The organism is Haloprofundus halophilus (assembly GCF_003439925.1).
In the GTDB taxonomy this organism is placed as follows: Archaea; Halobacteriota; Halobacteria; order Halobacteriales; family Haloferacaceae; genus Haloprofundus; species Haloprofundus halophilus.
The window spans coordinates 1757586-1771851 of record NZ_QQRR01000001.1 but is presented as its reverse complement, the minus strand read 5'-3'; the positions used below and the strand labels follow the sequence as shown (position 1 = coordinate 1771851).

At 66.5% G+C, this 14266-nt stretch carries 15 protein-coding genes; 8 read left to right on the top strand and 7 right to left on the bottom strand.

The features are described 5' to 3' along the window. Window positions 1-344 precede the first annotated feature (344 nt). The 3 genes from DV709_RS18395 (at window position 345) to DV709_RS08930 (ending at window position 1792) form a co-directional block, all read left to right on the top strand. On the top strand, window positions 345-611 hold the full coding sequence (locus DV709_RS18395) for an OapC/ArvC family zinc-ribbon domain-containing protein (RefSeq protein ID WP_394338688.1): 267 nt from the start codon (window positions 345-347) through the stop codon (window positions 609-611). A gap of 293 nt (window positions 612-904) precedes the next feature. Continuing rightward, window positions 905-994, top strand: coding sequence for a hypothetical protein (locus DV709_RS18495; protein ID WP_425601125.1), 90 nt, complete (start codon window positions 905-907; stop codon window positions 992-994). A 15-nt stretch (window positions 995-1009) separates the two neighbouring features. Beyond that, window positions 1010-1792 (top strand): DUF7089 family protein, encoded by a 783-nt coding sequence (locus DV709_RS08930; protein WP_117593776.1) that lies wholly within the window; start codon window positions 1010-1012, stop codon window positions 1790-1792. A 148-nt stretch (window positions 1793-1940) separates the two neighbouring features. Here the strand turns inward: DV709_RS08930 and DV709_RS08925 are convergent, their stop codons facing one another. Next, on the bottom strand, window positions 1941-2522 hold the full coding sequence (locus tag DV709_RS08925; protein WP_117593774.1) for a DUF7090 family protein: 582 nt from the start codon (window positions 2520-2522) through the stop codon (window positions 1941-1943). A gap of 90 nt (window positions 2523-2612) precedes the next feature. Continuing rightward, the gene (locus tag DV709_RS08920) at window positions 2613-3062 is read right to left on the bottom strand and encodes a DUF2391 family protein (protein WP_117593772.1); all 450 of its coding nucleotides are present in this window, start codon (window positions 3060-3062) and stop codon (window positions 2613-2615) included. 111 nt (window positions 3063-3173) lie between these two features. Here DV709_RS08920 and DV709_RS08915 point away from each other — a divergent pair, with 111 nt between their 5' ends. Continuing rightward, complete coding sequence (locus tag DV709_RS08915) at window positions 3174-3854, top strand: class I SAM-dependent methyltransferase (RefSeq protein WP_117593770.1); 681 nt, start codon at window positions 3174-3176, stop codon at window positions 3852-3854. Between the two features lie 216 nt (window positions 3855-4070). Here the strand turns inward: DV709_RS08915 and DV709_RS08910 are convergent, their stop codons facing one another. The 4 genes from DV709_RS08910 to DV709_RS08895 form a co-directional block, all read right to left on the bottom strand. Beyond that, on the bottom strand, window positions 4071-5642 hold the full coding sequence (locus DV709_RS08910; protein ID WP_117593768.1) for an FAD-dependent oxidoreductase: 1572 nt from the start codon (window positions 5640-5642) through the stop codon (window positions 4071-4073). Window positions 5643-5770: 128 nt separating this feature from the next. Then, entirely contained in the window at window positions 5771-6910 is a 1140-nt protein-coding gene (locus DV709_RS08905) for an ABC transporter ATP-binding protein (protein ID WP_198665670.1), read from the bottom strand. Beyond that, on the bottom strand, window positions 6903-8582 hold the full coding sequence (locus DV709_RS08900; protein WP_232819719.1) for an ABC transporter permease: 1680 nt from the start codon (window positions 8580-8582) through the stop codon (window positions 6903-6905). Before DV709_RS08900 ends, DV709_RS08905 begins: the two co-directional genes overlap by 8 nt. A 115-nt stretch (window positions 8583-8697) precedes the next feature. Then, entirely contained in the window at window positions 8698-9831 is a 1134-nt protein-coding gene (locus DV709_RS08895; protein ID WP_117593762.1) for a thiamine ABC transporter substrate-binding protein, read from the bottom strand. A gap of 136 nt (window positions 9832-9967) precedes the next feature. Here DV709_RS08895 and DV709_RS08890 point away from each other — a divergent pair, with 136 nt between their 5' ends. From DV709_RS08890 to DV709_RS08880, 3 genes are all read left to right on the top strand, one after another. After that, a complete protein-coding gene (locus DV709_RS08890) occupies window positions 9968-10972 on the top strand; it encodes an AI-2E family transporter (protein ID WP_117594209.1) in 1005 nt (334 codons plus the stop codon). Between the two features lie 52 nt (window positions 10973-11024). Next, window positions 11025-11666, top strand: a complete 642-nt coding sequence (locus DV709_RS08885) for a helix-turn-helix domain-containing protein (RefSeq protein WP_117593760.1) — start codon at window positions 11025-11027, stop codon at window positions 11664-11666. Window positions 11667-11739: 73 nt separating this feature from the next. Next, on the top strand, window positions 11740-12033 hold the full coding sequence (locus DV709_RS08880; RefSeq protein ID WP_198665669.1) for a HalOD1 output domain-containing protein: 294 nt from the start codon (window positions 11740-11742) through the stop codon (window positions 12031-12033). 24 nt (window positions 12034-12057) lie between these two features. Here the strand turns inward: DV709_RS08880 and DV709_RS08875 are convergent, their stop codons facing one another. After that, complete coding sequence (locus DV709_RS08875) at window positions 12058-12921, bottom strand: sulfurtransferase (protein WP_117593758.1); 864 nt, start codon at window positions 12919-12921, stop codon at window positions 12058-12060. Window positions 12922-13152: 231 nt separating this feature from the next. On the opposite strand from DV709_RS08875, the gene DV709_RS08870 reads away from it, so the two are divergent. Continuing rightward, window positions 13153-14016, top strand: coding sequence for a sulfurtransferase (locus DV709_RS08870; protein WP_117594205.1), 864 nt, complete (start codon window positions 13153-13155; stop codon window positions 14014-14016). Window positions 14017-14266: the final 250 nt, after the last annotated feature.

Genomic DNA, 14266 nt, shown 5'->3' with positions numbered 1-14266 from the left:
ACACCGGCAGTAACGGTTCTCCCGACGCCGCCGGCCGGAGTCGGTCGGCCGATTCGGCCGAGAGTTCGGACGCGGGTTCGAAACGAGCGTGGCCCGGCCAGGAGGCGTCCGAAGACACCGAGTCGAGTTCGCCGAAACCGTGGCCGTCGACGGCCCGCGAACCGGCGAGTCGCAGTCGGTCGACCGCGGCCGCCGAGTCGGACGTAACGGTCGACCCGCAGCGTTCCGCGGAGACGTCGACCCGACGCGGCCAGTCCCAATCGACGGATACACCGCCGAGCGACGACGAATCTGCAGCCGAAACGCGGGAGGACCGCGCGCAAGCCGACGCTCGAAGCGGCACCGTGAGTCCGGACGAAATCTCGCGCGCTGCACCCGCCGACGCATCACAGGGCGTGGACGACGGTGCCGAGATCGACGACAAACCGGATCTCTCGACGCTCCGCGAAGAACTCAACGAGCAGTTCGAGAGCATCAAAATCGTCAGTCCCGGGCAGTACGAACTGAACCTGATGGAACTGTACGACCGCGACTCCTACATCATCTCGCTGCAGGAAGACGGTCACTACGTCATCGAGGTCCCCGAGACGTGGAACCGAGACGACGACTGAACCCGGCTCTCTCTGCTTCCTACCCATCTTCTAGCTCTCTCTGCTTCCTACCCATCTTCTAGCTCTCTGCTCTCCGACTCGTCTCTCAACTCTCCGACTCGTCTCTCAACTCTCTCTCCGTCCACGCGGGGATCTGTCGTTCGACAGTCTCGAACCCGGCGCCGCACGAACTCGTCCGCGTTGGCGACCTGTCCTAACGGCTGATTCCCCTCTCGAACCGTCGCGCGTCCGTCGCCCCGGCGAGCCGCGCCTTTTCAGCACGTTTTAAGCGCCCGCGGCGACACGCTATCGCCATGAGCACGGCGACGAAAATCGTCCTCGGTACCGTTGGCATCTCGGTCATCCTCGGCGTGAGTATCCTCGCAGTCACCGTCTTCGGCTGACGGAGGCGCCCGACGATGTTCCAGAAACGGCAGCTCAGCGGTGAGCTTCGCGCGGTTAGAGATAGCTACGCCGCGGAGACGGTCGTCGTCGACGCCGACGCGGACTTCGAAACGATTCCGCCCGCGGCCGCCGAAGACCTCGGACTGCTCGTCGACTCGCTCGACCCGGCGACGTACCCCGACGAGTGGCTGCCCGACGACGCCCCGGCACTGCTCCGGCGGTACGCGGGCGGGACGTTCACCGTCGGGATGCCGGGCGACGGAACCATCGTCTGGACGCGGCAGACGAACCCGCCGACTATCGTCGCCAAGAAGCGCGCCGAGGGAACGCCGGAAGCCTTTCTCGACTTTCTCTTCGCGGAGGCACTCGTCCAGATTCACCTCGGCGTCCCCGAGCACTTCCTCCCGTTCTTCGGCGAGCGATACCGTGACCTCGACGCGGCGGTGTCGCTGTCGCCCGCGGAACTCTACCAGCTCGCGGCCGCGCTGTTCGAGGCCTGGGTCGGCGTCCAGAGCCGCGAGGTGTTCGCGGAGTGGAGCGACGACTACCCGGGGCTGTACGAGGCGTGGCTCGACGCCGGAACGCGACTCGAAGGCCGAATCGAGGGACTCCCCGGCGAAGTCGCCCGCGGGGAGACGTCGTTCGTCGACGCCACGGAACTGGCGTGCTCGGGGCTGAAACACGCTATCGAGCCTCCCGCACCGTTCGCGGCGCTGGATACGACGGCGTACCACGACCACGGTGCGGCCTACGCGGTTCGGTGGGCCGAGAAGACGTTCGAGAAGCTCCGCGAGTGACCGGAGAACGGTGACCGATGAACGGTAACCGGAGAACAGTGACCGTCTCGAACGCCTACGGCCAGGTCTACATCTCGAACGCCTACGACCGGGTCTACAGGTGGGGCAGGCCGCACCCTCGCGGCTCAGCGCTCGACTCCGGGGCGGCTCACCGTTCTTCGTAGGTGACGCCGCCGTCCTCCGCGAGGTCGACGATTCCGCTGAACAAACCGCTAAAACGTTCGATGACGTCCTCGTCGTGGACCTCCTTCGAGAGGTGGAAGATGCCGACGGCGTCGTTCTCCACCAGGAGGTCGAGCAGTCGCTCGGTCGCCTCGTAGACGCCTTCTTCGTCGGCGTAGTACGCCATCTCGGTGAGCGAGTCGACGCTGACGCGGAGCTTTCCGGGATGCGATTCGAGGAACTTGCGGGTCTGGGCGACGATGCCGTCGAGGTCGTCGGGCGAGGAGACGTAGTGGACGTGCTCGGACTTCCGTCGCGAGTAGCCGCGCTCGACCGAGAGGGTGTCGAGGATGACCGCTCGGGACTCGTCGACGTCGTAGTGTTCGAGCTTCTGTTCGACCTCGCGGGCGGTCGTCCGCGTCGAGATGACGAGGAAGTAGTCGGTGTCGGTTTTCAGAAAGTCGGTGTCGATTCGGTCGGTCTCGCCGATGCTCGGATGCAGAAGAAGCAGGCCAGTCCCCGCAGGGATGGTGTCTGGAGCGTTTTCGATGGCGAGGCTGTAATCCATATCGGAGAGACCAACCGAACTGACTTAACAATGCGGGCTGGCAGCCTCTCGCTCGATTCGCGGACATCAGTGGGCGAGACGCCTGACCGCTCAGAACACGCTGTCGGCGGTCGCCGCACCGATGACGCTGAACACCGCACCGATGCTCGTCGCTTTCGCCGTGACGAACACCTGCGTTCGGAACGTGATTTCGGCGGCGTCCATGTGGTTCGGAATGAGCGTCGCGGGTGCGTCGAACGAGAGCGCGAGGATGAACACCGACAGATACGAGACGAGGATGAGCGAGACGAACCGCAGCGGAACTCCGCCCACCTCCGCCTCGCGGTCGGGGTCTCGGTCGTCGTCGGCTTTGTACAGCGTCCCGTAGCCGATGGTGAACACCATACCGACGGTCAACAGCGCTTGGTACCACTCCATCCCGACCGCGAGGGCCCACACCTCGTCGGTGACGACGAACGGCCCCGCGAGGAGGAATCCGCCGACGACCTGCTGTGCGATGTCCGTTAGCTTGAACCGCCGGTGGCGTCCGACCCGAACCATGGCGACCCGTTACGGCGACCGAACGTAAACGTCACGCGTTCGGCCGACCGGCGACTCCCGCTCGCGTCCGCACTCCGAACCGATTTTGACTCACCAGACCGAGAAACCACCATGAGTGTCCGCGAGGAGTTCGACGCGTGGGCGGCCGACGGCCGCGACAAGGGAATGGAAGAGCGACACTGGCACACCGCGAAGGACGTGCTCGCGCGAATGCCCGTCGAAGCGGGCGACACGGTGCTCGACCTGGGGACTGGAAGCGGCTACGCGCTCCGAGCGCTCCGCGAGACGAAGCACGCGGGCCGCGCCTACGGTATCGACGGCTCCCCGGAGATGGCTCGGAACGCCCGAAACTACACCGACGACCCGAACGTCGGTTTCGTCGTCGCCGACTTCGACGAACTGCCGTTCGCCGACGACTCGGTCGACCACGCGTTCTCGATGGAGGCGTTCTACTACGCGGCCGACCCCGAACACACGCTCGAAGAGCTCGCGCGCGTCCTCCGCCCCGGCGGGACGTTCTACTGCGCAGTCAACTACTACGAAGAGAACGTCCACAGCCACGAGTGGCAGGAGAACATCGGCGTCGAGATGACTCGCTGGGACCGCAGCGAGTACCGCCGAGCGTTCCGGAATGCCGGATTCCACGTCGCCGAACAGGACAACGTCCCGGACCTCGACATCGACATCCCCCCGGCCGAAGCGTTCCCGACCGATAGCTGGGAGACGCGCGAGGCGATGGTCGAGCGCTATCGAACCTACGGAACGCTGTTGACGGTCGGCGTCGTGCCGTAGCCCGTCGCTCCTCGCCGGCGTACTGGAACCCGAGACCACGACTCGAAACGCCGCTCCGCGAATTTTTATAAACGGAGACGGGACCACCCCGCCTCGTGATCTGACCCTCGGCGCGCGGCGGTTCGCGGTTGTGCGACCAGTCGCCGTGCGACGCTCCTGAATCCGCCCGGTCGCCTGTTCGCCCCTACACTCTCGCGTTCTCACTCACCCGTTTACTCACTCGACGTCCAGATTTCGCGTCGACAGGTCGGAGACGGCCGGTCCGTCGACGACGTGACCGTCGTACTCGAAGCGCGAGCCGTGACACGGGCAGTCCCACGACCGTTCGGCGTCGTTCCAGCGGACGATGCAGTCCAAGTGCGGACAGACGGCCGAGTGAGTGTGTAGCTCCCCGTCGTCGTCGCGGTACGCAGCTATCGGTTTCGTCCGCTCGCGGAGCACTGTCGCCTCGCCCGGCCGCAGTCGCGCGAGGTCGTCGCGGTGCGGTTTCGACAGCCAGTCGCGCACGAACTCCTTCGCGACGTTCGCGTTCTGCGTGGCGAACTCCGTCGCCGACGTTCGGTCGACGGTCACCCGGCTCGGGTCGTACACCTCCGTGTACGGGTTCTCCTCGCCGCACACCAGGTCCGCGAGCAACAGTCCCGCCGCCGTCCCGTTCGTCATCCCCCACCCGCCGAAGCCGCTGGCCATGTAGACGCGCTCCGAGAGCGGTAACTCGCCGACGTACGGTACTTTGTCGACCGAGGCGTAGTCCTGCGTCGACCAACGGTACTCGATAGAGTCGACGTCGAAGTGGCGGCGGGCGGCTTCCTCGACCTTCCGGTAGCGCTCGCGCGTATCGCCGCCCTGTCCGGTCTTGTGGTTCTGTCCGCCGACGAGCGTCAGCACCTCGTCGCCGGTGTCGTGGGTCCGAACCGAGAAGTACTGCTCGCCGGTGTAGTAGTACATCGCCTCGGTCGGCGGGTCGGCGACGCGCGCGGCGACGACGTACGACCGTTTCGGGTGCATCCGGGCGAAGTACGCGCCCGTGTCACGAATCGGAAAGTGCGTCGCGAGCACGACGTCGTCGGCGTGAATCTCGCCGCGGTCGGTGTCGACCATCGGACGCGCGCCGCCGTCGACGTCGAGCGCCCGCGTCTCCTCGTAGATGCGCCCGCCCTCGTCGAGAAACGCCTCCGCCAGCGCCAGCAGGTAGCTCCGAGGGTGGAACATCGCCTGGTCGTCGAATCGGACGGCGGCGACCGCTCCGTCGTCGACGGCGACCGACTCCTCGTACTCGGCCGGCAGGCCGAACCGACGAGCGGCGTTCACTTCCTGTCGAACCTCCGAGCGACGCCCCGGTGACCGAACGTAAGCGTACGACGGTAGCCTCCGGAAGGCGCAGTCGACGCCGAGGCTCTCGACGCGGGATTCGACGTGGTCGATGGCAGCCTCGTTGGCCTCGGCGTACTGCCGGGTCTTCCGCTCGCCGACGGTCGACGCGAGCGTGTCGTAGAGAATCCCGTGCTGGGAGGTGAGCTTCGCCGTCGTCTTCCCGGTGACGCCGGTGAGGATGTGGTCGCGCTCGACGAGCGCGACGTCCTGTCCCGCCTCGGCTAACTGGAGCGCGGTCGTCACTCCGACGATACCGCCGCCGACGACGGCGGTGTCGACGTCGATACCGCCGTCGAGCGGTTCGTACTCCGTCGTCGGCGAGGTGCCGAGCCAGACGGACGTCCGCTCGCCCGTCGCAAACTGGTCGGTACTCGATGCTGCGGCGTCGGTGTCGTCGTGGTCGTTGTCTTTCATCGGAGAACTCCGTCGTCGGGGTGCGGCCGAGCGCCGTGCGAGCGCGGAAACCGACACCAACCGGTCTTGCGAACGAACCACGCCGGACCGAATAAAGCCAGGACCCGCCGTCACCGCTGCCGGACTGTTCACCACTCGAACACGTACGCGTCCGCGGGGTCGAACCCCAGTTCGACCGTCTCGCCCGTCGGCGGCGACTCCGGCGCGCGGACGATCACCTCGCGCCCGTCCCAGTCGAGGTGGACGCGCGTCGCTTCGCCGAGGAACTCCGTCTCTCGGACCGTCGCCTCGAACCGATTCTCGCGTCTCCCGACTTCCAGTTTCTCGGGACGGACGCAGAAGCCGACGCTCCCGCCGTCGAACCGCGGCGATCGCCCGGAAGACGACCCGGTTCCGACCGGCGTCGACCCGCTCTCACCGGTCGAACTGTCCGCGGTCGCGTCGACCTCGAACACCGTCTCGCCGACGCGCACGCGGAACCGCCGCGACCCCTTCGTTTCGCGTGCAATCCCCGACTTTTCGTGTGTGCCGACCAGTTCACCCTCGAACAGGTTGTTGTCGCCGACGAACGAGGCGACGAACCGCGTCGCCGGGCGTTGGTACACCTCGCGCGGCGGGCCGACCTGCTCGACGTTCCCCTCGTTCATCACCGCGACGCGGTCCGAGACGGCCAGCGCCTCCTCCTGGTCGTGAGTGACGTACACCGTCGTGATGCCCAACTCCGACTGGATTCGCTTCACCTGCAACCGGAGGCGTTCGCGCAGGCGGGCGTCGAGCGCACTCATCGGTTCGTCCAGCAACAGTAAGCGAGGTCCCGGTGCGAGCGCGCGGGCGAGGGCGACGCGCTGCTGTTGGCCGCCGGAGAGCTCCGTCGGGTCGCGTTCTCCCATCCCCGCGAGGTCGACGAGTTCCAGTAGCTCCGAGACCCGTTCGCCGCGCCCGCGGCGTCGCTTCTCGTCCGCGAAGCGAAGCCCGTAGCCGACGTTCTCGGCGACGCTCATGTGGGGGAACAGCGCGTAGTTCTGGAAAACGACGCCGACGTTCCGGTCCTCGGGGGGCACGCCCGAGACGTCGTCACCGTCGAACCGAATCTCACCCTCTGTCGGCGACTCGAACCCCGCAATCAGCCGCAGTGTCGTCGTCTTCCCGCAGCCGGACGGGCCGACGAGCGTGAAGAACTCGCCGTCGCGGACGCGGAGGCTCACGTCGTCGAGCGCCGTCGTCCCGGCGTACGACTTTCCGACGCCCTCCAGGGAGATTTCAGACACCGCGGGACCCCCCGCCGAAGCGTTCGATGACGACGAAACTGAGGCTCGTGACGACGAGGAGGATACAGCCCATCGCGGTCGCTGGTCCGAGGCGGCGACCGAGATAGCGTTCGACGGCGACCGGCATCGTGTAGCTGTTCGACCCGGTGGCCAAAATCACCGTCGCGTCGAACTCGCCGACGCTGATGGCGAAGGCGAACGCCGCGCCGGCGACGACGCCCGCGGCGACGAGCGGGAGTTCGATATCCCACAGCGTCCGCGCCCGCGACGCGCCGAGGCTCCGCGCGGACTCGATCAGCCGCGGGTCCAGATTCCCGAGCAGCGGCGCGACGTTGCGCGTGACGAACGGGTAGGCGCTCACCGCGTGCGCAGCGACGATGGCGATAGCGCCCGCGACGGTGAACCGGTAGCCGAACGCCTCGAAGCCGAACACAAGCCCCCGGAGCAGGCCGAGGCCGACGACGATGCCGCTCACCGCGAGCGGGGCCATCGCCAGCGCGTCGACGACCTTCCGGCCGCGGTAACGACGCGTCGTCAGTACCGCCATCACGACGCCCATCGGCAGCGCCAAAAGCAGCGTTCCGACGCCGAACAGCAACGAATTGAGGACCGCGGGGAGCGGCTTCACCTGGAACTCGGCCGCCGTCGCCTGTCGCTGGACGAGAAACTCGTAGTAGCGCGTCGTCAGCGACCCGTCGGGTGCGGTGACGCTCGAGAGCAGCATGCTGACGATGGGCGCGACGAAGACGAGCAGGACGACGACGCCGTAGCCGAAGACGGCGACGCGCGAGAGCGCCTCGCGGGCCGAGAACCCGTCGAGTGAACGTGGAAGCAACTGCTTTCGAGGCGCCGGGCGCGCGCCCGCGCCGAAGGCGGCCGTCTGCTGGCGGGCCTCGTAGCGGAGGTACGCGTAGGTGAGAGCGAGCGAGACGGCCGTCTCGACCACCGCGAGGGCGGCGGCGTCGGCGTACGCCAACTGCTGGACGCGGTAGTAGACGAACACCTCGATGGTCGCGTACTGGAGGCCGCCGAGCGCCAGTACGATGGGAAACGACGCGAAGGTGAAGACGAACGTCAGCGTCGCGGAGACGAGAACCGCGGGTAGTAGTTGCGGCGCGACCACGTCGAGGAACGCCCGCGTCGGCGACGCGCCGAGGCTCCGCGCCGTCTCCACCGTTCGGGCGTCGACGCTCTCCCACGCCGCCGTCGTCATTCGGGTCACGAGCGGCGCGTTGTAGAACGCGTGGGCGACGATGATCGCGGGAAGAGTGTACAACAGATTCACCGAACCGAGTCCGAGCGAGGAGAGCAAGCGGTTGAGGGTGCCGTTCGCGCCGAAGGTGGCGACGAACCCGATAGCGACCATGATGGAGGGGAGCACGAACGGCAGAATCGTCAGCGAGCGAAGCGTCTCGCGGCCGCGGAACTCGAAGCGCGACAGCACCCACGCGCCCGGTAGCCCGAGCGCGACGCTGGCGACGGTCGACAGCGCGGCCTGGTACGCCGTGAAGCCGATGATCTCGACGAGGTAGAAGCGCGACGTGAGGACGCCCGAAAGCGGCGCGAACGTCAGTTCGCCGTCGTCGACGACGGCTTCGACGAACACGGTCGCGACGGGGTAGTAAAAGAGGACCAGCAGGACGACACCGGTGGCGAGCGCGACGAGCGTCAGCGCGCGGGTTTCGAGCCAGTCCGAGACACTGTCGTGTCGTCGACCGGTCCGTCTCTCCGACCCGCCACCGCCCGCGTTTGCGCTCCTCTCGTCGCCGCTGGTCGCGTCGCTCACGTCAGTTGCTGGCGAACTGCCGGGCCCACGCGTCGGTCCACTCACTGAGGTTTCCTTGGAGTTCCTCGTAAGTGAAGGTGACCGGCGTCTCGGGTTCCTTGGCGTACTGGGCGAAATCCTCCGGTAGCGGTGCGTCGGAAATCGCCGGGAACGCGACGTTTCTGACGGCGATTTCGGCCTGCACCTCCGGGCGGAGCATGAACGAGAGGAACCGGTTCGCGAGGTCCACGTTCGGGGCGTCGGCGAAGCGGGCCATCCCCTCCGGGTTGGCGTACGCCTCGCCGTTCAGGAACCGAATCTGGTGCTCGCTGAGGTCCTCTCCCTCCTCGTTCGCGAACACCTGGTCGGTCGAGTAGGAGACGACCATCGGCGCCTCGCCGTTCGAGTACGCGGCGTAGGAGTCCTCCCACGTCCCGAGCACGCGCACGCCGTTTTGCTGCAACTGCTTCCAGTAGTCGAGGTAGCCGTCCTCGCCCTTCGCGTGGATGGTGTGGAGCAGAAACGCTTGGCCGGTCGCGCTCGACTGGGGGTCCTGCGCGATGAGGTCACCTTCGAATTCGGGGTCCAGCAGGCCGTCGAACGTCTCCGGCGCGGTCGCCTCGTTCTCGTCGTACACGAGGCTGATGTACCCCGTGTCGTACGGTATCGCCCGCTCCTGCGGGTCGAACTCCAGTCCCGACTTGACGGCGTCTCGGCCCTCGATTTCGTTCCCGTCGACCGGTGCGAACAGCTCTCGGTCGAGGTTCTCGTCGACGCGGATGAGCATGTTCGTGTCGAGGCCGACGTAGGCGTCGGCGTCGACGTCGACGCCCTGCGCGGCGCGCTCGATGAAGTAGTTTATCTCGCCGTCGGGGGTCTGCCACTCCAGCGTGGCGTCGAACTCCGACTCGAACCGCTCTTTGAGCCACGGTCCGGGGCTCGAACTCGGGGCGTCGACGAACGCGGAGTACGTCGCGACGCGGAGCGTCGCGGGACCCTCGGGCGTCCCGGTGGTCGTGCCCGCCGCATCTCCGCTTCCTGTCTCGTTCGACCCGGAGCCGTCGCTTCCGTCGTCGACGGGCTCGGCGCTACAGCCGGCGACGAGCGCCGACACGCCCGCAGCACCCGCCGCTTTGAGGAAGTTTCGCCGTCTCATTACGCGGTGATTACACCGGGTGATATTTAACGGTCGTGGTCTGGACGCGTCGGAGCGACTATCGACACTCGTCGGCGGCGTCGGCGGTTCGGAAGCGAGACCCAACGGCTATTACGGTGTCTTCGGAACCTCAGACGTGACTTTCGACCGACGGTACGTTCTCGGGGCGTTGTTCGCCACCACAGCGGCGCTGACGGCGCTGATACTCGTCGACGTGTTGGGAACGGTGTTTTTCGCCCTGACGGTGGCGTATCTCCTCTCGCCGTTGCGTCGGGAACTGACTCGGCGCGGGCTATCGGCGTGGATGTCAAGCGCCGTCGCCACCGCGGCCGCGTTCCTCGGCGTCGTCGCCGTCGCGGCACCGCTCGTCGGTGTGCTCGTCCTTCGGTTCGACGCGCTCCGCGGGTTGCTCGCCATCGTCCCCGACGCGGTGACGCTCGAACTCGCCGGCTACGCCTACACGGTGACGCTCGACCAGGCGACGACGGTGGCGCTGTCGCTTCTGCGGTCGCTCGCACAGGACGTCGTCGTCGCTGCGCCGGTGCTGCTCGTCAAACTCTCGGTGTTCGCGCTCGTGGTTTTCGCGTTGCTGTTTCGGGCGGGGACGACGCGCGCGGCCGTGCTGACGGTCGTTCCCCCCGCGTACCGAGACGTGGCGTCGGCGCTCGACAGGCGCGCCCGCGACACGCTGTTCGCTATCTACGTCCTGCAGGCGGCGACGGCCGTCGGGACGTTTCTCGTCAGCGTCGTCGTTTTCGCGCTCCTCGGCTACGACTTCCCGTTCGCGCTCGCGACCGTCGCGGCGGTGCTGCAGTTCGTCCCGGTTTTGGGTCCGAGTCTCCTCCTGTTGCTCCTCGCGCTGTACCACCTCACGCTCGGGCAGACCGTCGCTGCACTCCTCGTTCTCGTCGTCGGCGGGTTCTTCGTGGCGTTTCTTCCGGACGTCGTCATCCGTCCGCGACTGGCTCAACGGACGGCGAACCTCCCCGGGAGTGTCTACTTCGTCGGCTTCGTCGGCGGACTGTTGAGCCTCGGCGCTCTCGGTGTCATCGTCGGACCGCTCGCCGTCGCACTCGTCCTGGAGAGCGCGGCGCTGTTCTCCTCGGAGCTCAAATCCCATCAGACAGATGAATTAAACTAACTCGTCACTGGTCTTTTGTGCGGTCGAGTGGTAGTTGTGCCGTGTTCACCGAATGACTCTCTACGCCGAGTTCGCTCTTCCACCCGACATCCTCCCCTTCGGTTCGGTTCTCGCGGCGGCGCCGGAGGTGCGAATCGAACTCGTCCGCGTCATCCCGACGAAACCCGACGTGTTCCCGTACTTTCGGGTCACCGGCGCCGACGAAGACGCCGTCGTCGACGTCCTCGCGACGCACGACGCTTTCGAGGGCGTCGACGTTCTCGGCCCCGACGGCGACGGGACGCTCTTTCGGAGTCGTTGGTCCGCGGCGGGTGACGAACTACTCACCGGGTTCGCTCGCCTCGACGTGGCGCTCCTCAGCGCGACCGGCACACCCGACGGGTGGACGTTCAAATGCCGAGCGCCGACGCGCGAGGGACTCTCGGCGTTTCAGGAGTACTGCGGAGACCACGACGTGCCGCTGACTCTCCGCCAGCTCCGGCGACTCGACGGCACGGAGCCACGTCCGGAGGGGCTCACCGAAGCCCAGCGGGAGACGTTGCTGCTCGCGTTCCACCGCGGTTACTTCGACATTCCGCGGCGCGCGTCGCTCGACTCGCTGGCCGACGAGTTCGACATCAGCCGACAGGCGGTCGCCGACCGTCTCCGTCGCGGCTGCCGTAATCTCGTGCGGCGGACACTCGTCGAACAGTGATCGCCGACGCCGTAATAAAGGCCGTTGCATAATCACAGGACACGTTCTCTAGGCTGCGCGTCTACACCCGGTCGTGACCATCACCTCACCACTCGTCACCCCCGGGCCGCACGCGAAAACCTACCACTGCGACGACGGCGAACGTCCGAGCGATACCGTCATCAGGGCTGTCGCCGACGCCGTGAGGACGGACCCGCTCTCGTTACCGCCGCTGTTCCACGCCGTCGACCCGGACGCGCTGGACGACCTCCTCTGCGACCCCCTCGGCGGGTTTCGAAGTACCGGCAGTCGCGTCGTCGAGTTTCACTACGCGGGCGTCCACGTCTCCGCCTTCGACGACGGTCGGGTGCTCGTCCAATCGCACTAACTGTCCACCCCCCCCCTTGTCTCCTTAGCTTTCCTCCCCTCTCTCGTCGCCTTCGTTGCTCTCTCCGTCGCTTTCGTCGCTCTCTCCGCCGCCTTCGTCGTTCTCCCCGCCGCTTTCGAGCGGACCACCGCGTTCTTTCCACTCGGTGAGACTCCCCTCGTAGAACGCGATGTCCTCGTAGCCGAGGTGTCGGAGCACGAGGTAGGTGTGGCTGATGCGGCGGGCGGTGTTGCAGTACAGAAGCACTCGTCGGTCCGCGGAGACGCCGTGGTCGGCCAGAATCGACTCCAGTTCGTCGGTCGATTTCAACCCTCGCGTCTCGTCGTCGACGAACTCGCGCCAGTCGAGTTGCACCGCGCCGGGGACGTGTGCTTCGTCGTACTCCCACGATTCGCGCGTGTCCACGACGACCACGCCGTCGTCGTCGAGGCTGTCGAGCACCGTCTCGTAGTCGACGAGCGGCGACGAGTCGGGGCGTCGAACCTCGTAGGTCGCCGGCTCCGGGTCGGGCGTCTCGGTCGTCGTCTCGTACTCGCGGCTCCACGAACTGTAGTCGCCGTCGAGCAGGTGGAGGCGGTCGGTGTTGTGGCCGTACAGTTCGGCGGTCACGAGAAAGCGGGCGGCGAAGACGCCGTGGGTGTCGTCGTAGGCGACGAGGTGGTCGTCGGTCGCGATGCCGGCCTCGCCCAAGAGCGCCTCCCACGTCTCCGCACCAGGTAACATTCCTTCATCACCTGCGGAGCTGCGGAAGTCGTCGAACGGGACGCTCACCGCTCCCGGGAGGTGACCGATACCGTCGAACTCCCACCCGTCGCGCACGTCAACAACGCGGACCTCGTCCAGTCGGTCGGCGAGCCACGTCGGAGCGACGACGGCGTTCTCGTACATGTAACGGGTTACGAACGGACGGGATTTAGCTCCCCTCGTCGCGGCCACGACTGACCCTCGTCCCATTTACCAGCAAAAAACGCTGGGACTCGCCGATTCGTCAGCCGCGCAACATCGGAATAAATCGCTCGACGGGGTGATTTCTGCAAAAATCTCCGGTACTTCGCTCGAACGGCCGTACATGCCGGGGGTGTGAGGGTTATGCTCCCGGAGTACGTAGCCACGCACGCGATGGCAGATTACGCAAAAGACGTTCTCGTTTCGGCGGACTGGGTCGAAGACCATCTCGACGAATTCGGGAGCGACGACCCCGAGTACCGACTCGTGGAAGTCGACGTCGACACCGAGGCGTACGACGAGAGTCATGCTCCGGGCGCGATCGGCTTCAACTGGGAGACGCAGTTGCAGGACCAGACGACCCGCGACATCCTCGACAAGGAGGACTTCGAGGAGCTCCTCGGCTCTCACGGCATCAGCGAGGACTCCACGGTCGTCCTCTACGGCGACAACTCGAACTGGTTCGCCGCCTACACCTACTGGCAGTTCAAGTACTACGGCCACGAGGACGTCCGCCTGATGAACGGCGGCCGCGACTACTGGGTCGACAACGACCACCCGACGACCGACGAGGTCCCGGAGTTCCCCGAGCAGGAGTACGCCGCTCGCGGCCCGTTCGAGTCCATCCGCGCCTACCGCGACGACGTCGAGAAAGCCATCGGCCGCGGTCTGCCACTCGTCGACGTTCGCTCGCCCGAGGAGTTCTCCGGCGAGATTCTCGCCCCGCCGGGACTGCAGGAGACCGCACAGCGCGGCGGCCACGTCCCCGGCGCTCGCAACATCTCGTGGGCGGCCACCGTCAACGACGACGGCACGTTCAAGTCCGCCGACGAACTCCGCGAACTCTACGAGTCCGAGGGCGTCGACGACAACCAGGACGTCATCGCGTACTGCCGAATCGGCGAGCGCTCTTCTATCGCGTGGTTCGCGCTCCACGAACTGCTCGGCTACGACAACGTCACCAACTACGACGGGTCGTGGACCGAGTGGGGCAACCTCGTCGGCGCACCCGTCGAGACCGGCAGCAACGACGATTGAACGACTGCCGACTCGACACCGACTCGGCGACTACTCGTCGCGATTCTTCTTTCTTCGACCGCCGAGCGACGCGCTCGGCGGTCGGCGTCTGTGAGGATGGGGGGATACGAGGCGGGTGCCTCGTCGAACGCGGCGCACCGGGACTGCATGGCTTGGCTAGTTCGTTGGCACGCGAACTGTGGTGGGTCGGGTGCGCCCGCGTTTCGCATCTACGACTTGTTTCTCCACTCACTAAACGACGACGCCAAAT

What these genes read in the sequence shown, in the direction of transcription:
- DV709_RS08885 (WP_117593760.1), top strand. Translation starts at nt 11,025, where the DNA reads ATGACTCTCTACGCCGAGTTCGCTCTTCCACCCGACATCCTCCCCTTC.
- DV709_RS08925 (WP_117593774.1), bottom strand. Translation starts at nt 2,522, where the DNA reads ATGGATTACAGCCTCGCCATCGAAAACGCTCCAGACACCATCCCTGCG.
- DV709_RS08870 (WP_117594205.1), top strand. Translation starts at nt 13,153, where the DNA reads ATGGCAGATTACGCAAAAGACGTTCTCGTTTCGGCGGACTGGGTCGAA.
- DV709_RS18495 (WP_425601125.1), top strand. Translation starts at nt 905, where the DNA reads ATGAGCACGGCGACGAAAATCGTCCTCGGTACCGTTGGCATCTCGGTC.
- DV709_RS08895 (WP_117593762.1), bottom strand. Translation starts at nt 9,831, where the DNA reads ATGAGACGGCGAAACTTCCTCAAAGCGGCGGGTGCTGCGGGCGTGTCG.
- DV709_RS08920 (WP_117593772.1), bottom strand. Translation starts at nt 3,062, where the DNA reads ATGGTTCGGGTCGGACGCCACCGGCGGTTCAAGCTAACGGACATCGCA.
- DV709_RS08910 (WP_117593768.1), bottom strand. Translation starts at nt 5,642, where the DNA reads ATGAAAGACAACGACCACGACGACACCGACGCCGCAGCATCGAGTACC.
- DV709_RS08875 (WP_117593758.1), bottom strand. Translation starts at nt 12,921, where the DNA reads ATGTACGAGAACGCCGTCGTCGCTCCGACGTGGCTCGCCGACCGACTG.
- DV709_RS08915 (WP_117593770.1), top strand. Translation starts at nt 3,174, where the DNA reads ATGAGTGTCCGCGAGGAGTTCGACGCGTGGGCGGCCGACGGCCGCGAC.
- DV709_RS08930 (WP_117593776.1), top strand. Translation starts at nt 1,010, where the DNA reads ATGTTCCAGAAACGGCAGCTCAGCGGTGAGCTTCGCGCGGTTAGAGAT.